Here is a 21,287-nt window from a genome sequence, read left to right as displayed (position 1 = left end):
GTCGGCTGACCTTTCGCAACCGGCTCCAGTGCCTGGCCGCTCGGATGTCAGTGGTTCAGTCCATGATTGTGTCTGTGAGCGAGACGACAGGCATCCCGGAACCCGCAGGAACCCCGAGCGACGAAGCCACCGCACAGCGTCGGTGGGCCGAGCTCGTGGCCCGGATCGAGGAGGACCGGCGGGCCTACTTCGAGGCCGACGCGCCCGTCTCGTCGGACGCCGAGTACGACGCGCGGATGCGCGAGCTGCAGGCGCTCGAGGCGGCGCACCCCGCGCTGGTGACGCCGGAGTCGCCCACGCAGAGCGTCGGCGGCGCCGCAGCGGCTGGGTTCGTCACGGTCGAGCACATCGAGCCCATGCTGTCGCTCGACAACGCCTTCAGCACCGACGAGCTCGCGGTCTGGGCCGACAAGGTCAACCGTGACCTCGGCACCGACCGCCCTGGTCTGCTGTGCGAGGTGAAGATCGACGGCCTGGCGATCTCCCTCGTGTACGAGAGGGGACGCCTGGTGCGGGGCGTCACGCGCGGCGACGGACGCGTCGGCGAGGACGTGACCCGGAACGTGCTCCGTATCGCCGAGATCCCCCAGAAGCTCACAGGCGAGGGCCACCCCGACGTGGTCGAGGTGCGTGGCGAGGTGTTCATCCCCGTCGCCACCTTCACGCGGCTCAACGAGCTGCAGGCCCAGCTCCGCGAACGGGCCGTCGAGGAAGCACGGGAACGCTCGGGGCGGCACACGGGCGGCAAGCAGTTCGACGAGGAGCGAGCGCGCATCGCAGGGCTCCGCCGGTTCCCGCAGTTCGCCAACCCACGTAACGCCGCGGCGGGCGGCCTGCGGCAGCTGCTGGAGAACAAGGACGGTCTCGAGCTGGAGGCGGGCCTCGCCCGCGTGGAGGGCCTGCGCATGTACGCGCACGGCGTGGGGGCCCTGCAGTGGCAGGCGGGGAAGCACGAGGAGCTGGAGCGGCAGTCCGACGCGTACACCCTGTTCGAGCAGTGGGGCATCCCCGTCTCGCCGCACAACCGGGTCGTCGACGGCCTGGACGGCGCGCTGGAGATGATCGAGTACTTCCGCGAGCACCGGCACGACATCGAGCACGAGCTCGACGGCATCGTCCTCAAGGTCGACGCCCTGGCCCGCCAGCGCCGGCTGGGGTCGACCAGCCGTGCGCCGCGCTGGGCCATCGCGTTCAAGTACCCGCCGGAGGAGGTCAACACGCGGCTGCTGGCCATCCAGATCGGTGTGGGCCGTACCGGCAGGGCCACCCCGTACGCCGTGATGGAGCCGGTGAAGGTCGCCGGATCCACCGTGCGGCAGGCGACCCTGCACAACCAGGACGTGGTGCGGGCCAAGGGGGTGCGCATCGGCGACGTCGTGGTGCTGCGCAAGGCGGGCGACGTCATCCCCGAGATCCTCGGGCCGGTGGCCGCCCTCGCCGACGACGGCTACCCGCGCGAGGACTTCGTCATGCCGGCCGAGTGCCCGGAGTGCGGCACGCCCCTGCGCCCCATGAAGGAGGCCGACGTCGACCTGCGCTGCCCGAACGCGGAGTCCTGCCCCGCGCAGGTCCGCGGACGGGTCGAGCACATCGGCTCGCGCGGCGGCCTCGACATCGAGGCGCTCGGCGAGGTCACCGCTGCGGCACTCACCCAGCCCGACGTGCCCGACACGCCGCCGCTGGGCACCGAGGCCCAGCTCTTCTCGCTCACGCTCGACCAGCTGCTGCCGATCGAGGCGGTGGTCCGCGACGCGGAGACCGGCCTGCCCAAGATGGACGACGACGGCGTGGTGCGCCGCCGTGCCCCGTTCCGGCGCAAGCTGTCGTACAGCAAGGCGCAGCGCGTCGCCGCGGAGCAGTCGGGCGAGAGCCTGTCGGAGTGGACGCCGTCGGCGAACGCTACGAAGCTCCTCGAGGAGCTGGAGCGCGCCAAGACGAAGGAGCTGTGGCGCAAGCTCGTCTCCCTGAACATCCGGCACGTCGGTCCCGTGGCGGCACGGGCGCTCGCGGGCTGGTTCGGCTCCGTCGACGCCATCGAGGCGGCGTCCGAGGAGGAGCTCGCGGCGGTCGACGGGGTGGGGCCGGTGATCGCCGCCGAGATCAAGGCCTGGCTGGCGGTGGGCTGGCACCAGGACATCCTCGCGGCGTGGCGTGCCGCGGGAGTGGAGCTCGCCACGCCCGGACACCCCGGCCCTGCCGCGATGGCGGAGGCCGATACCGAGCCCAGCGGCCCTCTCGCGGGTCTGACCGTCGTGGTGACCGGCTCGCTCGAGGACTTCACGCGCGACGGCGCCAAGGAGGCGATCATCGCGGCGGGCGGCAAGGCCTCCGGATCCGTCTCGAAGAAGACCGACTACGTCGTGCTGGGGGAGAACGCAGGCACCAAGGCAGCCAAGGCGGAGGCGCTCGAGATCCCCACCCTCGACGAGGACGGGTTCAAGGCGCTGCTGGAGGGCGGCCCCGCGGCCTTGTGACCGGTCCGGGGCAGGGTCCAGGGCAAGGTCCAGGGCAACAAATGGCAACTCATTGTGGCCGCCCTGTTGGGGACATAACGTCTGGCACGACATGAAGACCACATCGGTGTCCTTCGTGCGTAACGGACAGGCAACCTCAACGGAGAGGCAGGCTGATGGACCGTATTTCAACCCCCGGGCGGACCTCGCACCGCACCAAGAAGTGGCTCGTCGCGGCGGTCAGCGGTGTTCTCTCGCTACCCCTGGTCGCGTCAGGTGCCGCCGCTGCTCCAGCAGCCGACGCGTGCGCCTACGGCTACTCGGCCGGCCAGTCGGTGTTCTTCGGTGCCGGCGAAGCCGCCACCGGGGTGCCGAACTATGACACCGGCAACGGATGCACCGTCATGGACGAGATCATGGCTGACGCGCCCTTCTCGTCGCACGGCCAGTTCACGAGCACCGTCGTCCGAGTCGTGAGCGACCTGGAGCGAGCCGGGATCCTCACGGACGCCGAACGCTCCAGCATCTCGCGAGCCGCCGCCGTCTCGGAGGTGGGCGCACCCAACCCCGTGACAGGTACCCGCTCGGTGGACCTGAGCAAGATCGGCCTGGTGGGCTTCACGGTCCGGGCCACGATGCCGACGGATGCCGAGGGGACCCTCGCGGCTCTCGCCGAGTGCGGCTTCCAGAACATCGAGCCGTCCGGACGCGTCGGCAACTTCTACGGGTACACCTCCGCGGAGCTCGCGCCGCTGACGGACGCCGCAGGACTGGCCGTGCCGTCCCTCGGCGTCAGCCAGTCGGACCTGGAGAACAACATCGACGGCGTCATCGCCGAGGCGCAGGCGATCGGCGCCGAGTACGTGCGCATCTCGGGTTCCGGCAGCTGGACCCTCGCGGACTACTCGCGGACCGCGGCGATCCTGAACGAGGTGGGCGCGACGCTCAAGGCGAACGGGATCACCGTGGCGTACCACAACCACGGGTACGAGTTCGAGACCGTCGAGAACGGCGTCAGCGGTTACGACGTCCTGGTCCGGGAGACCGACCCGGAGCTCGTCACCATGGAGCTGGACGTGTACTGGGCGGCCAGCGCAGGGGTCGACGCGATCGAGCTGTTCAACACCTACCCCGGCAGGTTCGAGCTGCTCCACCTCAAGGACCTCGCGGCCGACGGGTCCTTCGCCGACGTGGGCGAGGGCACCATCGACTTCGCCGAGATCTTCGCCAGTGCCTCGCTCGCCGGGGTCCGGTACGGCTTCACGGAGCACGACCGGCCGAGCCCGGACGGCATCACGTCCGCGTGCACGAGCATCGGCAACCTCGCCGAGCTGCGCTACTGATCCACGCTGCCGGTCCGCTCGTGCGGGCCGGCAGCCATGGCCAGCACAGGGAAGGTCGGCCGGCCCCGGAAGGGCCGGGTGTCAGTGTCGACATGCGCCAACGAGGGAGAAACCAAGGTGTGGACGCTCTCAGGATTTGCTGACGAGATATCGCCCGACTTCGAGACACAGTGCAGGGTGGCGGCCGCGCTCGAGCTGAAGTTCATCGAGCTGCGGAGCGCATGGGACACCAACGTGCTCGATCTGGACGACGCGCAGCGTCAGCGCGTGAAGAGCCTGCTCCGGCAGTACGGGCTCGAGGTCTCGAGCATCGGATCCCCGATCGGGAAGATCTTCGTGGACGAGGACTTCGACGCGCACCTCGAACGGATGCACCAGGCCGCGTACATGGCCGAGTACTTCCGGGCGCCCTACGTGAGGATCTTCTCGTTCTTCGTCCGCCCCGGTACCGATCCGGACTCGTGCAGGGACGAGGTGCTGCGGCGCATGTCCGCACTGACCAAGCTGGCGACCGACGCCGGCGTCGTGCTGCTCCACGAGAACGAGCAGGGGAGCTACGGGGACACCCCCGAGCGGTGCCTCGACGTGGTCGAGTCCGTCGGGTCACCCCACCTGACCCTGGCGTGGGACCCGGCCAACTTCGTGCAGGTCGGCGTACGCCCGTACACCGACGGCTACCGGCTGCTGCGGTCGCACATCGAGTACGTGCAGATCAAGGACGTGAAGCACGGTTCGGGGAAGCTCGTGCCCGCCGGGCACGGCGACGGCGAGATACGTGACACGGTCCGAGCGCTCCGGGCCGACGGGTTCGACGGGTTCTTCTCGTTGGAGCCGCACCTCAGCGACGCCCACACCTTCGGCGGCTTCTCCGGGCCGGAGCTGTTCACGGATGCCTGGGAAGCCTTCACCACGATGCTCCGGACCGAGGGAGTGCCGTACACATGACCGCAGCCGAGCCGCCGACCGCATCATCGAAACCCCGAACGACCAGCACGGAGGACAGCCCGATGAGCACCACTCAGGATCTGCGGCCGGACTCGTCGGCCGCGCCACCGACCGCGAGGTCCGGCGCCGGGGACCCCCGGGCGCCCGGGCGCCGGAGGACGTCGATCTGGACCCAGGCCGCCCGCCTGGCCGACGCGTCCTGGCGCCCCCTCGTGGTGCTCGGCCTGCTGTTCGCGGCGTGGTGGTTCGTCGCGTGGCGAGAGCTCGTCCCCGCCTACCTGGTCCCGTCGCCCGGAGCGGTGGCGGAGACCATGGTCAGCGACTGGGCCATGCTGCTCGAGCACACCTGGGTGACCACGATCGAGACGATCCTCGGCTTCGTGATCGCTGCGGTGATCGGCGTAGCGACGGCGGTGCTCCTGGTCTACTCGAAGACCGCGGAGAAGTCGTTGTACCCGCTGATCCTCTTCGCGCAGGTCATCCCGAAGATCGCGATCGCGCCGATCCTGGTGGTCTGGTTCGGGTTCGGGCTGACGCCCAAGATCGTCCTCGCCGTGCTCATCGCGTTCTTCCCCGTCGTGGTCTCGGCGGTGGCCGGCCTGCGGTCCGTCGACCCGGAGCTCCTGGAGATGTCGGCGACGATGGGCGCCTCGCGGTGGCGGACGTTCCTCAAGATCCGGTTCCCCGGCGCGCTCCCGCAGCTCATGTCCGGCCTCAAGGTCGCAGTGACGCTCGCCGTCGTGGGTGCGGTCGTCGGTGAGTTCGTCGGCGCCGACCGCGGCCTCGGGTTCGTGCTGCTTCTGGCGAGCGGAAACCTGGACGCGCCGCTGCTGTTCGCCGACCTCATCCTCATGTCCCTCATCGGCGTCGTCCTCTTCGTGCTCGTCGAGCTGGCGGAGCACCTCCTCATCCCCTGGCACGCCTCACGCCGCGGCAACGTGGTGCTCGCGTCGTCCTGAGCCGCTGTCCGAACCTCAGCTGTCCTCTCGTGTCACATGCCTGTAGCTCACGGCCGCCCGTCGCGGCGGCCCGACAGAAAGGCCGTTCAAATGCGTGCTGCAAAGCTTGGAGTCTCTTTGGCAGTGGTCAGCCTGGCCGTGGCGGGTTGCTCGGCAGGTGCGACGCCCGACAGCGCCGCGGAGGGGAACGCCGCGGTGACCGTCACCCTGAACTGGGTGCCCTACGGCGAGCATGCCCCCCTCTACTACGGGGTCGAGCAGGGCTTCTTCGAGGAAGAGGGGATCGACCTGACGATCCAGCCGGGCAACGGGTCCGGGAACACCGTCCAGCAGGTGGCACAGCGCAACACCGACTTCGGCTGGTCGGACACGCCGCCGCTGGCGAACGGGATCAGCTCCGGGATGCCGGTACGGAGCGTGGGTGTCTTCCTCCAGACCGGGCCCAGCTCGGTGGAGTTCTTCGCCGACCAGGGCATCACCGAGCCCGCAGACCTCGTCGGCAAGACGGTCGGCGGTACACCAGGTGACGCCATGTACGGCACGTTCCCGGCCTGGCTCGAGCTCAACGGGGTGGACCCGGCCGACGTGACCGTGGTCAACGTCGACGCGGCGGGCAAGATCGCCGCCCTGATCGAGGGCAAGGTCGACGCCATCCAGGGCTTCCACCACGACCAGGCACCGACCATCGAGAACCAGTCCGGCGAGGAGGTCGACGCCCTGCCGTTCGCCGACTTCGGGATGAACCTGCTCGGCACCGGCCTCGTGGCGAACGAGGCCACGATCCAGGAGGACCCGGAGCTCGTCGAGGCCATGGTGCGCGCCACGTCGCGCTCGTTCCTCGAGGCGGCCGACAACCAGGACGCCGCGGTCAAGGCGATGGCGGACAGTGCGGAGCAGGCCCCGGAGGAGAGCGTCCTGGCCGCTCAGCTCGCCGCCACGGTCGAGCTGCTCAACCTGGAGGAGGCGCCGGTCCCCGGCACCAACACCGAGGAGCAGTGGACCGACACCCTGACGTTCCTCTCCGAGAACACGGACTTCGAGGGTGACGTCACGCCCACGGAGTACTGGGACGCACAGTTCGGGGAGGACCTCTGATGGCAGCCACCGTCCTGGACGGAGCGACGCCCCCGTCCGTGGCGACGGAACCCATCATCGAGGTCGCGAACCTCACGATGCGGTTCAGGTCGAAGCGGTCGGAGACCGTCGCCCTCGACGACGTCTCGCTGACGGTCCGCGCCGGCGAGTTCGTCACCATCGCGGGCCCCTCCGGCTGCGGCAAGTCGACGCTGCTCAAGCTCATCGCCGGCCTCACGCCCGGCTTCGAGGGAAAGGTGCACCTGTACGGTGCGCCGGTCACCCGGCCACAGCGTGACATCGGGTTCGCGTTCCAGCGGTCGGCACTGCTCGAGTGGCGAGGAGTGCGCAAGAACATCCTCCTCCAGGCCGAGATGCGGGGCATGGACCGGCGGCTGGCGCAGCAGCGCGCGGACCACCTCATCGAGCTCACCGGGCTGACCGGGTTCGAGAAGGCGCTCCCGCACGAGCTGTCCGGTGGCATGCAGCAACGGGTCGCGCTGTGCAGGGCGCTCCTGCACGAACCACGGGTGCTGCTCATGGACGAACCGTTCGGAGCCCTGGACGCACTGACCCGTGAGCAGATGAACGTCGAGATGAACCGGATCTGGCGCGAGACCGGGACGACGGTCGTCCTGGTCACCCACTCGGTTCCCGAGGCGGTGTACCTGGGCAGCCGGATCGTGGTCATGAGCGCGCGACCCGGCCGGATCGTGGAGACCCTGGAACCCGGCCTGCCGGACGAGCGCGACTACGGCACCACCCTGCGGGACCCCCGCTTCACCCGTGCTGCAGAACGGATCCGGGGCCTGCTCGGGGCCACGCACACACCCGAGTAGACGGACGGACCACCGGGAACCACCCGGACCGGTCGGCGCATCTCGTCACCCTGCGGACCCAAGCCCTACCAGGAGGATCCATGAGCACGAGCAGCCTCGGTGTCGGCATCATCGGCATGGGCAACATCGGCGCCATGCACGCGCGGGCACTCCGAGACCTGGGCGAGCGTGCCGCGCTCGTGGCGTACAGCAGCTCGCGCACCGCGACCCGGGAGGCGCTCGCGGGCTGGCCGGCGGCCCACCTCGCACCGGAGCAGGTGATGAACCACCCGGACGTCGACGTAGTGGCGATCTGCTCACCCAGCGGCACGCACGCGGAGCTGGTGCTCGCGGCGCTGGAGGCGGGCCGGCACGTCGTCGTCGAGAAGCCGCTGGCCCTGACGGTCGAGCACGCCGTGCAGATCTCCCGCGTCGCGAAGGAGCGTGGGCTGATGGTCTCGACCATCTCCCAGCGGCGGTTCGAGCCGGAGCACGAGCTGCTCAAGGGCGCTCTCGACGCCGGTGCCCTCGGCGAGGTCCGGCTGGCGACGACGCACGTCCACTGGTTCCGCGACGACGACTACTACGCCGCCGCGAGCTGGCGCACCACCGTCGAGCAGGGCGGCGGGTCCCTGGTGAACCAGGGCGTCCACAACGTCGACCTGCTCCGCTGGCTCTGTGGTCCGGTCGAGTCCGTGACCGCGCAGTACGGCACGCTGGCGCACGCGATGGAGGCCGAGGACACCACGGTCGCCACCCTGCGCTTCTCGTCCGGGGCGCTCGGCGTCATCACCACCACGACCGCGACGCCGCCAGGGCATCCAGCGACCCTCTCCGTGCACGGGGCGCGCGGCACGGTGGAGCTCGGTCAGGGGGAGGTGCGCCGCTGGACGGTTCCGGGGATCCCGGCGCCGCCGTCCGGGACCGCCGCGACCGGGGCCGCGGACCCGCTCGCCATCGGGCACGACGGCCACCGTGCCCAGTGGGACAGGGTCCTCTCCGCTCTGGAGGGCTCGTCGCCCGTCCCGGTGGACGTCGACGACGCCGTCCAGACCGTCCGGCTCCTGTGCGCGATCTACGCGGCGGCGTCGACCGGAGAGGTGGTGCGACCGGGCGATCTGACCTGATCCCCAGCCTGCCCGCCCGACGTACCGCGACCCGGCTCCTGCCGGTGTCCCGTGCTGCCAGGAAACGCCGCGGCAGGGACCGGACGCCGTCCGGCGAGCTACCGCGCGAACAGAGACGTACCCGCCGCAGGTCCGGCGAGTCGAAGAAGACAGCAAGACATTTCACTACACGAAGGAGTGTTCATGATGTCTGCATCACGCCACAGAGCCGTGGCGGCCGTGATCGGGATGGCCGTCGCCGTCGGGTCCCTGGCAACCGCCTCGGTCTCCGCAGCACACCCTGGAGAGGGCGACCACGCCGACTCGTCCAGCTTCGAGAAGATCCCCCTGGTGACGGAGGGCCTCAGCGACCCGTTCGAGCTGGACGTCGCCGACGACGGCCGGGTCATCTACATCGAGCGGACCGGCGCGGTGAAGGTCCTCGAGCAGGACACGCTGCGCCAGACCACCGCCCTCGACTTCGACTACTCCCTCGACCTCCTGACCCAGTCGGACGGTCTGCTGGGCCTGACGCTGGACAACGACTTCGCCGAGAACGGGTGGTTGTACCTGCTGTGGAGCGACCCGGACGTCGCCAAGATGAACCTCTCCCGGTTCACCATGGGGCCGGACAACACGATCGACCCGGCGTCGGAGGAGCGCCTCCTCGACTACACGATCTGGCGGGGCGAGGGTCGCGCGAACTCCCACATGGGCGGCTCGCTCGCGATGGGTCCCGACGGCAACCTCCACGTGGCCACCGGCGACAACGCCGACCCGTTCGACCAGGCCGGCTACACGCCGATCGACGAGCGTGACGGTCGCCGTGCGTGGGACGCGCAGGGCACCTCCGCCAACACCAACGACCTGCGCGGCAAGGTCCTGCGGATCCACCCGGAGGACGACGGGACGTACACGGTTCCCGAGGGCAACCTGTTCGCACCGGGCACGGAGGGCGCGCGTCCGGAGATCTACGGGATGGGCTTCCGGAACCCGTTCCGGATCACCGTCGACCCCGAGACCAGCGCGGTCCTCGTCGGTGACTACGGGCCCGACGCCCGGGTGGCGAACCCGCTGCGCGGACCGGAGGGCATGGTCGAGTTCATCCGGATGACCGAGCCGGGCAACCATGGCTGGCCGTACTGCCACGCGAACAACCAGGCGTACATCGACTACGACTTCGCCACCGGAGCGTCCGGCGCGGCGTTCGACTGCGCCAACCCGGTCAACGAGTCCCCGAACAACACGGGCCTTCGCGAGCTGCCGCCCAGCGAGCTGCCTCTGGTCTGGTACGGCTACGGCGAGTCCGAGGAGTTCCCGGAGCTCGGGACGGGCGGTGCCGCCCCGATGGCAGGCCCGGTCTACCGGTACGACGCCGAGAACCCCGTCAAGACGAAGTTCCCCGAGTCCTACGACGGCCACTGGTTCGTGTCCGAGTACGCGCGCAACTTCTACAAGGTGCTGTCGATCGACGAGGCAACGGGCGACCTCCGCTCGATCGACCCCTTCCTCGCCGAGGAGACCTTCGTCGCGCCGTTCGAGGCAGAGTTCGGGCCCGACGGGTCGCTGTACATCATGGACTTCGGCAGCGGGCGGGGCGCCGGGCGAGGCAGCACCAACACCGACGCCGGCATCTACCGCGTCGACTACGTCGCCGACGGCCGGCGCCCGATCTCGCAGTTCACGCCCGACGTCGAGTCCGGCTCGGCGCCGCTCACCGTGAGCTTCGACGGCCAGGCCAGCAACAGCCCGGACGGGCTCGACATCACGTACGCCTGGGACTTCGAGAACGACGGCGTCGTCGACTCGACCGAGGCCAGCCCCGTGCACACCTATGCGGAGCGCGGGCAGTACTCCGCGCGGCTCACCGTCACCGACAGCGACGGTCTCACCGGGGTCTCGGTCCAGAAGATCACGGCGGGCAACACCCGTCCGGAGGTCTCCTTCGGCACGCCGGCCGGCGGCGGCTTTGCCGAGCTCGGTGACACCATCCCGTACTCGGTCGACGTCGTCGACGCCGAGGACGGTTCCACCGCCGCCGGAACCATCGACTGCAGCCGCGTGACCGTCAACACCCAGCTCGGGCACGACACGCACGCGCACCCGCTGGACAACTACACGGGCTGCTCCGGGTCCGTCTTCCTCGACCCCGCCGACCACGGCGTCGGGCAGAACGTCTACGGGGTGCTCGGAGCGGGCTACCAGGACCTGGGTGCTGAAGGCGTTCCAGAGCTCACCGGCCAGGAGCGCATCAGGCTGCAGGTCAGGGACAAGGAGGCCGAGTTCTTCAGCGACAGCTCCGGCGTGACGGTCGTCGACGACTCGGCGGCCAGGGGCGGTCGCCTGGTCAGCGACGTCGACCACGGCGACTGGATCGCGTTCGAGCCGGTCGACCTGACCGGCATCACCGGGCTCACCATCGGAGCGGTGCCCGGCGCGGCCGGTGCCACCCTCGAGGTGCGCGTCGACAGCCCGACCGGGCCGAAGATCGGCCAGGTGAAGGTCGGCGCGGCGGCCGCCGACGGGCAGGTCGTCTCGCCGAGCATCGACATCGAGGGCCAGAGCGGGACCACCACCCTCTACCTCGTGTCCACCGGTACGGGCCAGGCAGGCGGCAGTGCGCCGACGCCTGACGCGGACGGCGCGCTGGCGCTCGACTGGCTCGTCTTCCACGGCCGGGGCGTCGCCGACGACGCCGCTCCCGTGGTTCAGGCGGAGGCCAGCCGCACCGGGGGACCGGGCAGCCTCTCGGTCGAGCTGTCGGGCTCCGCCGTCGCGCCGGAGGGCAGGGAGATCACGTCCTACCTCTGGGACCTGGGTGACGGCACGACGTCGGAAGGCCAGGAGGCCACGCACGTGTACTCGGCCCCCGGTCGCTACACCGCCCGGCTGATCGCCACGGACAGCGAGGGGACGAGGGACTGGACCACGGTCGAGCTCGTGGTCGCCGACACCGGACGATGATCTGACCGCACCTCACCAGATCCGGCCGGCCCGGATGCGTCTCTCGCATCCGGGCCGGCCGACCCATGTGCCGGAGCGCCGGCCGACGAGCCCCAGGCCCCGGGCACAGTTCACCCATTAACGATGACCGCCTGACAACTTCTGCTTGACTCTCGACAGAAGTCTCTCGTAGGTTCTAGCCGCAAGGTCAACGCGGACCGAGGAGACTTCATGCGTCAACGTGGAACCAGAACTCGTACGAGACAGGTAGCCGCAGCCGCGACTGCAGCGGCAATAACAGCAGTGATGCTGACGGGGACCGTCCCCGCAGCGACGGCGGCGACCGATGATCTGCCGCCGCAGGAGCCGGGCGTCACGCTCCGGACGTACGACCTGGCTCGTGATCTCAGCGAGCTGTGCACGCTCCGCTCGGGCCAGACGCCGAATGTCGACCAGCTGAAGCCGACGATCGACTACACCGAGGAAGCCGACTTCGGCATGAGCGAGCGCTTCATCGCGCATGCGCTCGCCAACCTGTCGGTGCCGTCCGCCGGCAACTACGAGTTCCGGCTCACGAGTGACGACGGGTCGCGGCTGTCGATCGACGACACGGTCGTCGTGGACCACGACGGCCTGCACGGCGAGTCCTCGAAGGAGGGCACCATCGCCCTCGACGCCGGCTTCCACGACCTGCGCGTGGAGTACTTCGACAACACGAATGACAACATCCTTCGGCTCGAGTGGCGCCCGCCGGGTGCCGCGGAGTTCGCGGTGGTGCCGTCGTCGGCCCTGAGCACCGAGGCCGACGTCGTGCGGGTGACCGCTCCGGGCACCAAGTACTGCGAGGGTCAGGACGACTCGGCGGGCGACGGCATGCGCCTCGACTCCGTGCACCCGGGCTACACGCTCACCGACCTGCGCCCAGAGGGTTTCGAGCCCATGGTCTCCGGTATGGACTGGACCGACGACGACCAGCTCGTCGTGACCACGTCGGGCTCCGTCAGCCCCGGCGGCTGGGTCCCGGACCCGGAGCCGGGCGAGGTCTTCCTGCTGGACAACGTGACCGGTGACACCTCGGCCGACCAGGTGACCTACGAGAAGGTCGCCACCGACCTGCTCAACCCGATGGGTGTGGCCGTGATCGAGGACTCGATCTTCGTCTCCGAGCGCGACGGCCTGACCGAGCTCACCGACCCCGACGGTGACGGCTTCTACGACGAGCACACCACGGTGGCCGAGTGGCCCTTCGGCGGCAACTTCCACGAGTTCGCCTTCGGCCTCGAGCACGACGACGAGAACTTCTACGTCAGCCTGTCGGTCGCCATCAACAACGGCGGCGCCACCACGGACCCGCAGCCGGCGGAGAACCGCGGCAGCACCATCAAGATCAACCGCGAGAGCGGCGAGATCGACTACGTGGCCGGCGGTCTGCGCACGCCCAACGGCATGGTCAAGGGCCCGGACGGCGAGCTGTTCGTGATGGACAACCAGGGTGCCTGGCTGCCCAGCTCGAAGCTCGTGCACATCGAGCAGGGCAAGTTTTTCAACCACTTCACCAACCCGGCGGGTCCGTACGACGACCAGCCCGTCTCGGCTCCGGCCCTGTGGGTGCCGCAGAACGAGATCGGCAACTCGCCGAGCGCCCCGGTGCAGCTCGAGGAGGGCCCGTACGCGGGCCAGCTGGTCTTCGGTGACGTCACCTATGGCGGCCTGCAGCGCGGGTTCCTCGAGAAGGTCGAGGGCGAGTACCAGGGCGCGGTGTTCCGGCACTCGGCAGGCCTGGAGGCCGGCGTCAACCGCACCGTTGTCGGGCCCGACGGCGCCCTGTACGTGGGCGGCATCGGTGAGGGCGGCAACTGGAGCGAGCCGGGCAAGCTGCGCTACGGCCTGCAGAAGCTCACGCCGAACGGCCAGGACGCCTTCGACATGACCGAGATGCGCGCCACCAAGAAGGGCTTCGAGGTCGAGTACACGCAGCCGCTGTCCGACGAGACGGTGGCGAAGATCGCCGAGGACCCGAACGCGGCGTTCCGGATGGACCACTGGCGCTACGTGCCGACCCGCAACTACGGCGGGCCGAAGGTCGACGAGCGACCGCTGTTCGTCGCAGGCGCGAAGGTGTCACGGGACCGCACGAAGGTGACCCTCACGGTGGACGGGCTCGAGCCGGGACGCGTGGTGCACCTGCGCAGCCCGCGCCCGTTCGCGGACACCGAGGGCCGCGAGCTGTGGAACACCGAGGCCTGGTACACGCTCAACACGATCCCCGGCTACAAGGCTCCGGCCGAGCGGGGCTACCTCGAGGCGGAGGAGGCCTCGCTGCGGGGTTCTGCGAACGTGGCCACCGAGCACAGCGGCTACTCCGGCTCCGGCTTCGCGGCCGGGTTCAACCAGGTGGGCGCTTCGGCGACCTTCACGGCCACCGCCAAGCGCACGGGTGACCAGCCGGTGAGCCTGCGGTACTCGAACGGTCCCAACCCGTTCGAGGGCACCAAGACGATCTCCGTGCTCGTCAACGGCCAGGAGGTCGAGCCGTGGGCGCTCGAGTCCACCGGTGACTGGAAGACCTGGGCGACCGCTTCCCGGGACCTGCCGCTGCGCAAGGGCGTCAACTCGATCACCCTGCGCTACGACGCGGAGGACGACGGCAACGTCAACCTCGACGTCCTCAAGGTCGGCAACGGCAACCCGGACATCTGCGGGTCGAAGGACTACGAGGAGGGCTACGAGGCCCTGTTCGACGGCACCCTCGCGTCCCTCGACGAGTGGCGTCTGGCCGGAGCCGGCTCGTTCGGCCGCCAGAGCGACTGCTCGATCCGCAGCACCGGCGGCATGGGTCTCCTCTGGCACACCGGCCAGGAGCTGGGCGAGTACAGCCTCAAGCTGGACTGGAAGCTCATCAAGGACGACAACGGCGGCATCTTCGTCGGCTTCCCCAACCCGGGGAACGACCCGTGGGTCGCCGTGAACCAGGGCTACGAGATCCAGGTCGACGCCAGCGACGAGCCGGACCGCACCACGGGGTCCATCTACACCTTCCAGGGTGCGGACGCGGCCGCGGTGGAGCAGGCGCTGAAGCCGGTCGGCTCGTGGAACTCCTACGAGATCAAGGTGGAGGGCCAGAACATCAAGGTCCTGCTCAACGGGGTGCTGGTGAACGACTTCGTCAGCACCGACCCGGCGCGTGACCTCGCCCAGGGGTACGTGGGTCTCCAGAACCACGGCGGCGGGGAGACCATCTTCTACCGCGACGTCCGGGTGAAGGAGCTCAGCTAACCCCTTGGCTGTGGGCGCGATCTTTGCACTTATGTGTCCGACTTAGGTGCAAAGATCGCGCCCACAGCCAACTGAGGTCACGCCACCAGGCGGTCTACCGCCTCGGAGGACAGCGCCTGGTCCACCGCCATGGCGCTCGCGCCGAGCACGCCGGCGCGGGCGCCGGTCCGGGCCGTGACGATGCGCAGGTGCTGCGTCGCGAGGGGCAGGGACCGCTGGTAGACCACCTCGCGGATGCCGGCCACGATGTGCTCGCCCGCGTCGGCGAGGATGCCACCGATGACGATCATCGACGGGTTGAGCAGGCTCACGCTCGTGGCGAGCACCGCACCGATGTCCCGCCCGGCCTGGCGCACCGCCTGGCTCGCGGCGACGTCGCCGGCTCGCACCAGGGCGACGACGTCGGCGGGCGTGGTCGTGCCCTCCAGCGCGTTCGCGACGGCGAGCCCGCTGGCTATCGCCTCGAGGCAGCCGATGTTCCCGCACCGGCACACGATGTCCGTGACACCGGGGACCGCGACGTGACCGATGTCGCCGGCGGAGCCCTGGGCCCCGCGCCGGAGGGCTCCGTCGGCGATGATCCCCGCGCCGATGCCCGTGGCGACCTTGACGAACAGGAGGTCCGCGACGTCGGGCCAGGCGGCGCGGTGCTCGCCGAGCGCCATGATGTTGACGTCGTTGTCGACCAGCACGGGCGCGTGGAACCGCGCGCCGAGGATGGCGGGCACGTCCGCGTCGTCCCAGCCCGGCATGATCGGTGGGTTGTTCGGCTTGCCGGTCGCGTGCTCGACGGGGCCGGGCAGGCCGACGCCCACGCCGGCGAGCTCGCCGGGGGACCGGCCGGCCTCGGCCAGCAGCTCTGCGCCGGTCGCGGCGACCTGGTCGAGCACCGGACCCGGTCCGTCGGTGATCAGCAGCGGCAGGTCGCGCTGCGCGAGCACGGTGGAGGCGAGGTCGGTCAGCGCGAGCCGCGCGTGCGTCGCGCCGAGGTCCACCCCCAGCACCACCCGGGCGGACGGCGCGAAGGCGAACGTCGCGGGCGGGCGGCCGCCGGTCGACGACGCCTCACCCGCCGGAGCGATCAGACCCGCCGCCATGAGCAGGTCGATCCGCGCGGCGACCGTCGAGCGCGCCTGTCCCGTGACTGCCGCAAGATCCGCTCGTGTGCGCGGCCTGCCGTCGCGCAAGAGCTGGAACATGTCCCCCGCTCCAGAGACCTTGGGCGCCTGCTGCATCAGTTCCCGTGCCACTTCCACCATGTCTCTAGTCAATCATGGCCAACGAAGTTGCGACTTTTGCTTGACCGTCGCCAAAAGTCCCTCTACGTTCATTACATGGTCGACGTGGACCCCCATGGGGCAGAGCAACAGGTGGAGCAGCCCCTGCTTCGTATGCGGGGCATTGTGAAGGAGTTCCCCGGTGCGCGGGCGCTCGACGGGGTGGACCTCGAGGTCCGCCCTGGCGAGGTGCACTGCCTGCTGGGCCAGAACGGGGCGGGCAAGTCCACCCTGATCAAGATCTTGGCGGGAGCGCACCAGCCCACGGCGGGCGAGGTGCTGCTCGACGAGGAACCGGTGACGATCCCGAACCCGGTCGCGGCGCTCAAGCTGGGCATCGCGACGATCTACCAGGAGCTGGATGTCGTCGACGGGCTGACCGTCGCCGAGAACATCTACCTCGGGCACGAGCTCGCACGGGGCGGCGTCACGCGCCGGTCCGACGCGGCGCGGAACACCCGGGCGATCCTGAAGCGGCTCGGCCACCCGGACATCTCGCCGCACCGCGAGGTGGGCACGCTGCCGGCAGCCGGCAAGCAGATCGTCTCCCTGGCCCGCGCGCTCTCGCGTGACGCTCGCGTGGTCATCATGGACGAGCCGTCCGCCGTGCTGGACTCCGAGGAGGTCGGGAACCTCCATCGCATCGTGCGCGAGCTGACGGCCGACGGCGTGGCCGTCGTCTACATCTCGCACCGGCTGGAGGAGATCCGCCAGCTCGGCGACCGCATCACCGTGATCAAGGACGGCCGTACGGTCGCGACGAGCCTGTCCGTCGCGGACACGCCGACGGACGACCTCATCAAGCTCATGACAGGTCGTGCCGTCGAGTACGCGTTCCCCGAGCGCCCCGGCGTGCCGGAGGGTGCGGAGCCGGTCCTCGAGGTCACCGACCTCGGGCTCGGCGACGTCTTCAAGGACGTCTCGCTCACCGTCCGGGCCGGCGAGATCGTCGGCCTGGCGGGCCTCGTCGGCTCCGGCCGGTCCGAGATCCTCGAGACCATCTACGGGGCACGGCGGGCGACGTCGGGCACCGTGCGGCTGGGCGGCAAGCGCCTGCGCTCCGGGGTGGACGCGGCGGTCGCCGCGGGCATGGGCCTGTGCCCGGAGGAGCGCAAGAGCCAGGGCCTGCTCCTGGACGAGCCCGTGTACCGGAACATCACCCTGTCCTCCTTCTCGCGCCTCGCCCACAGCGGCTGGCTCGACGAGGGGGCGGAACGCGCAGCGGCGCGTGAGCAGGTCGAGGCGCTCGACCTGCGGCCCGCCTCGGTGGACCGCGACGCGCGCACGCTGTCCGGCGGCAACCAGCAGAAGGCGCTGCTCGCCCGCTGGCTGGTGCACGGCTGCCGCGTCCTGCTGCTCGACGAGCCCACCCGGGGCGTCGACGTGGGCGCGCGCTCCGAGATCTACAACCTCATCCGCCGGCTGGCCGATGACGGCGCCGCCGTCATCGTCGTGTCCAGCGAGATCCCCGAAGTGCTGGGCCTGGCAGACCGGGTCCTGGTCATCTCCGACGGCCGGGCGGTCCACGACAGCCCTGCCGACGACATCGACGAGCACGCCGTGCTCGATATGGTCATGGAAGGAAGTGTCCCGTGAGAGGACGATCGGCCCTGTCAGGGCCGGCACTGCGAATGGGCGGCCTCGTGCTCGCCCTGCTCCTGCTGTGTGTGGTGGGGGTCGCCACCACGGGCGGCAGGTTCGCTTCGGTCGGCAACATCACCACGCTGCTCGCGCTCGCGGCCACGACGGGCGTGGTGAGCATCGGCATGACGTTCGTCATCACCGGTGGTGGCATCGACCTGTCGGTCGGCTCGGTGCTCGGCCTGGCCACCGTCTGGGCGTCCACGTTGTCCACGCAGTACCTGGCGGAGGACTACGGCTGGTGGGTGATCGTCGTGACCGCGCTGGCCGTCGGCCTGGCCGCCGGCCTGGTGAACGGCGCCCTCATCGCGTACGGCAAGGTGCCGGCCTTCATGGCCACTCTCGCCATGCTGGCCGCGGCCAGGGGCCTCGCCGAGCTCATCGCCGGACGGCGTACGCAGCTCGTCGAGGTGGACCCGTTCCTCGATACCTTCCGCGCCGACCTGCTCGGACTGCCGGTGATCGTGTGGATCTTCATCGTCGTCGCGGTCGCCGGGTGGTTCCTGATGAACCGGACCACCTTCGGACGCCGCACCGTCGCGGTGGGCGGCAACCCGGAGGCCGCGAGGCTCGCGGGCATCAAGATCAAGCGGCACACGCTCTACCTGTACGGGCTCACCGGCCTGACGGCGGGCATCGGTGCCGTGATGGCGCTGGCTCGCACCACTGCGGGCTCCTCGACGAACGGAACGCTCCTCGAGCTGGACGTCATCGCGGCGGTCGTCGTCGGTGGCACGCTGCTGGCCGGCGGCCGCGGCACCATCACCGGCACGGTACTGGGCGTCCTGATCTTCTCGACGCTCACCAACGTCTTCATCCTGAACAACATCGACAGCTCGGTCCAGGCGATCGCCAAGGGCGCGATCATCGTGGGCGCGGTGCTCCTGCAGCAGTGGTTCGCCGCGCGCGAGAAGGCGACGAGCACCTGAGCCGCTTCGGCGGCGCACGTCCTACCCAGTACTTGTTTCAGTCAACCCCCAGGCACGACCCCGGATCAAGGGAGATCACGATGACTTCTTCGACAGCAGTACGTACGCGCAGGGTTTCCGGCGCCTTCATCGCGGCGGCCTGCGCCGCGCTCGTCGTCACCGGCTGCGTCAGCAACGAGCCCCGTGACGAGGAGACGGCCGCGACCGGCCCTGTCACGACGACCGACAACGACGAGCCCGGCGACGAGGTGGTCATCGGGTTCTCCGCCCCGGCCGCCGACCACGGCTGGATGGGCGCCATCACCTCGGCCGCCGAGGCGGAGGCCGAGAAGTACGAGGACGTCGAGCTCCGCGTCGCAGAGGGCACCAACGACGTGAACGTGCAGATCAGCCAGATCGAGGGCTTCATCACCGACGAGGTGGACGCGATCGTGCTGCTGCCGTTCGACGGCGCAGCGCTCACCGAGGTGGCGCTCGAGGCCATGGAGGCCGGGATCCCGGTCATCAACGTGGACCGCGAGTTCACCAGCCCGTTCGCCGCCCGCACCACGGTGCTGGGCGACAACTACGGCATGGGCGTGAGCGCAGGCACCTACATCTGTGAGCAGCTGGGTGACAACCCGGACGCGGTGGTCGCCGAGATCGCCGGGATCGACTCCCTGCCGCTGACGACCGACCGCAGCACCGGCTTCAAGGACGCGCTGGACGACTGCGGGCTCGACGTCGACGCCCGTGTCGCCGCCGACTTCACGGTCGAGGGCGGCGAGGAGCAGACGGCGAACCTGCTGTCGGCCGAGCCCGAGATCGACGCCATCTGGAACCACGACGACGACCAGGGCGTCGGCGTGCTCGCGGCCATCGAGAACGCCGGCCGCGACGAGTTCTTCCTGGTGGGCGGTGCAGGCTCGAGCAACATGATGGAGGAGATCCAGTCCGGCGACAGTGTCGTCCAGGCGACGGTCGTCTACCCGTCCACCCAGGCTGCCGACGGCGTCAAGCTCGCTCGTCTGATCGCCCAGGACAAGACCGTGGGCGACCTCGCGTCGATCGGCGTGCCCCGCACCGTCCAGCTCTACGCTCCGGTCGTGACGGCGGACAACGTCGAGGAGTACCTCCCCATCGGCTTCGAGTCCTGACGCGTGACGCATCGGACGACGCCCGCTGGGGCGTGCAACACGGCGGTGAATCGAGAGTGGGGGGAGGCGCGGTATGAGCAGCGGTGAGAACGAGCTCGGGGTCGGCATGGTCGGCTACGCGTTCATGGGGGCAGCACATTCGCAGGCCTGGCGCACGGCGCCGCGGTTCTTCGACCTGGCGCTGGCGCCGCGCATGCGCGCGGTGGCGGGCCGGGACGAGGCCGCGGTCCGCGCGGCGGCCGACCGGCTCGGCTGGGACGAGGCGGTGGTCGGGTGGCGTGAGCTGCTGACCCGGGACGACATCGGGCTGATCGACGTCTGTACACCTGGCGACACGCACGCGGAGATCGCGGTGGCGGCGCTGGAGGCCGGCAAGCACGTCCTGTGCGAGAAGCCGCTGGCCAACAGCGTGGCCGAGGCCGAGAAGATGGTGGCTGCCGCCGACGCGGCAGCCGAGCGGGGCGTGCGCGCGATGGTGGGGTTCACCTACCGCCGCGTGCCCGCCATCGCGCTGGCCAAGCAGCTCGTGGAGCAGGGGCGGATCGGTGAGATCCGGCACGTGCGCGCGCAGTACCTGCAGGACTGGATCGCCGACCCGGAGGCGCCGATGTCGTGGCGCCTGGACAAGCAGAAGGCGGGCTCCGGCGCGCTCGGCGACATCGGCGCCCATGTCGTCGACCTGGCCAAGTTCATCACCGGTGAGTCGCTCACCGGGGTGAGCGGGCTGCTCGAGACCTTCGTGCACGAGCGGCCGGAGGCGTCGTCGTCCTCCGGCCTGTCGGGTGTGGCCGACGGCGGCCGCACGGGCAAGGTCACGGTGGACGACGCAGCGGTCTTCTTCGGGCGGCTGTCCGGCGGCGGCCTGGCGACCTTCGAGGCGACCCGGTTCGCCTGGGGCCGCAAGAACGCGATCCGGCTGGAGATCAACGGCTCGAAGGGGTCGCTGGCCTTCGACTTCGAGGACATGAACCTCCTGCACTTCTTCGACGCGACGGACGACGTGACGACCGCAGGCTTCCGCCGGATCGTCGTCACCGAGCCGGAGCACCCCTATGGCGGCGCGTGGTGGCCGGCCGGGCACGGTCTCGGCTACGAGCACGCGTTCACGCACCAGGTCGTCGACCTGATGGGTGACCTGGCGGCGGGACGGCAGCCGACGCCGTCGTTCCGTGACGGCCTGGAGGTCCAGCGCGTGCTGGACGCCGTCGAGCGCAGCTCGGCCGCCGGAGGGGGGTGGATCCCCCTGACCTGAGCCGGGGGTGAGCGGCGGCGGGGCGCCGAGCGACGAGGCGCGCCCGCCGGGAGCGAACCGCAGGTCCAGGTGATCGAAGAGGCCGCCGCGAGGCGCTGCCGCACCGCACGAGTACCGCACGAGCACTGATCCGAC

General features: G+C 70.1%; 14 protein-coding genes. 13 read left to right on the top strand and 1 reads right to left on the bottom strand.

Annotated features, from left to right (window positions below; all coding sequences use genetic code 11):
- Positions 1–62 precede the first annotated feature (62 nt).
- From ligA to ACFS27_RS05895, 9 genes are all read left to right on the top strand, one after another.
- Complete coding sequence (gene ligA / locus ACFS27_RS05935; protein ID WP_377180928.1) at positions 63–2,474, top strand: NAD-dependent DNA ligase LigA; 2,412 nt, start codon at positions 63–65, stop codon at positions 2,472–2,474.
- A gap of 155 nt (positions 2,475–2,629) precedes the next feature.
- On the top strand, positions 2,630–3,796 hold the full coding sequence (locus tag ACFS27_RS05930) for a sugar phosphate isomerase/epimerase family protein (protein WP_377180926.1): 1,167 nt from the start codon (positions 2,630–2,632) through the stop codon (positions 3,794–3,796).
- A gap of 117 nt (positions 3,797–3,913) precedes the next feature.
- A complete protein-coding gene (locus tag ACFS27_RS05925) occupies positions 3,914–4,741 on the top strand; it encodes a sugar phosphate isomerase/epimerase family protein (RefSeq protein WP_377180924.1) in 828 nt (275 codons plus the stop codon).
- A 62-nt stretch (positions 4,742–4,803) separates the two neighbouring features.
- On the top strand, positions 4,804–5,700 hold the full coding sequence (locus ACFS27_RS05920) for an ABC transporter permease (RefSeq protein WP_377180922.1): 897 nt from the start codon (positions 4,804–4,806) through the stop codon (positions 5,698–5,700).
- Positions 5,701–5,823: 123 nt separating this feature from the next.
- Complete coding sequence (locus ACFS27_RS05915) at positions 5,824–6,795, top strand: ABC transporter substrate-binding protein (RefSeq protein ID WP_377183617.1); 972 nt, start codon at positions 5,824–5,826, stop codon at positions 6,793–6,795.
- Positions 6,795–7,613: an ABC transporter ATP-binding protein gene (locus tag ACFS27_RS05910; protein ID WP_377180920.1), complete on the top strand. Its 819-nt coding sequence runs from the start codon at positions 6,795–6,797 to the stop codon at positions 7,611–7,613. The genes ACFS27_RS05915 and ACFS27_RS05910 overlap by 1 nt, the downstream gene beginning before the upstream one ends.
- A gap of 80 nt (positions 7,614–7,693) precedes the next feature.
- Complete coding sequence (locus tag ACFS27_RS05905; protein ID WP_377180918.1) at positions 7,694–8,719, top strand: Gfo/Idh/MocA family protein; 1,026 nt, start codon at positions 7,694–7,696, stop codon at positions 8,717–8,719.
- Positions 8,720–8,905: 186 nt separating this feature from the next.
- Positions 8,906–11,662 (top strand): PKD domain-containing protein, encoded by a 2,757-nt coding sequence (locus ACFS27_RS05900; RefSeq protein ID WP_377180916.1) that lies wholly within the window; start codon positions 8,906–8,908, stop codon positions 11,660–11,662.
- Positions 11,663–11,947: 285 nt separating this feature from the next.
- Positions 11,948–14,917 (top strand): family 16 glycoside hydrolase, encoded by a 2,970-nt coding sequence (locus ACFS27_RS05895; protein ID WP_377180914.1) that lies wholly within the window; start codon positions 11,948–11,950, stop codon positions 14,915–14,917.
- A 77-nt stretch (positions 14,918–14,994) separates the two neighbouring features.
- On the opposite strand, the gene ACFS27_RS05890 is transcribed toward ACFS27_RS05895, so the two are convergent.
- Positions 14,995–16,176 carry an ROK family transcriptional regulator gene (locus ACFS27_RS05890; protein WP_377180912.1) on the bottom strand — a complete coding sequence of 394 codons (1,182 nt, stop codon included), beginning with the start codon at positions 16,174–16,176 and terminating at the stop codon, positions 14,995–14,997.
- Positions 16,177–16,308: 132 nt separating this feature from the next.
- On the opposite strand from ACFS27_RS05890, the gene ACFS27_RS05885 reads away from it, so the two are divergent.
- The 4 genes from ACFS27_RS05885 to ACFS27_RS05870 all read left to right on the top strand — a co-directional run bounded on the left by ACFS27_RS05885 (position 16,309) and on the right by ACFS27_RS05870 (position 21,152).
- Positions 16,309–17,790: a sugar ABC transporter ATP-binding protein gene (locus ACFS27_RS05885; protein ID WP_377180910.1), complete on the top strand. Its 1,482-nt coding sequence runs from the start codon at positions 16,309–16,311 to the stop codon at positions 17,788–17,790.
- A 35-nt stretch (positions 17,791–17,825) separates the two neighbouring features.
- On the top strand, positions 17,826–18,764 hold the full coding sequence (locus ACFS27_RS05880) for an ABC transporter permease (RefSeq protein WP_377183615.1): 939 nt from the start codon (positions 17,826–17,828) through the stop codon (positions 18,762–18,764).
- Between the two features lie 80 nt (positions 18,765–18,844).
- On the top strand, positions 18,845–19,900 hold the full coding sequence (locus tag ACFS27_RS05875; protein ID WP_377180908.1) for a substrate-binding domain-containing protein: 1,056 nt from the start codon (positions 18,845–18,847) through the stop codon (positions 19,898–19,900).
- 73 nt (positions 19,901–19,973) lie between these two features.
- On the top strand, positions 19,974–21,152 hold the full coding sequence (locus ACFS27_RS05870; RefSeq protein ID WP_377180906.1) for a Gfo/Idh/MocA family protein: 1,179 nt from the start codon (positions 19,974–19,976) through the stop codon (positions 21,150–21,152).
- Positions 21,153–21,287 lie beyond the last annotated feature (135 nt).

The organism is Promicromonospora vindobonensis (genome assembly GCF_042685865.1).
In the GTDB taxonomy this organism is placed as follows: domain Bacteria; phylum Actinomycetota; class Actinomycetes; order Actinomycetales; family Cellulomonadaceae; genus Promicromonospora; species Promicromonospora vindobonensis.
This window is presented reverse-complemented; position numbering and strand designations above follow the sequence as displayed.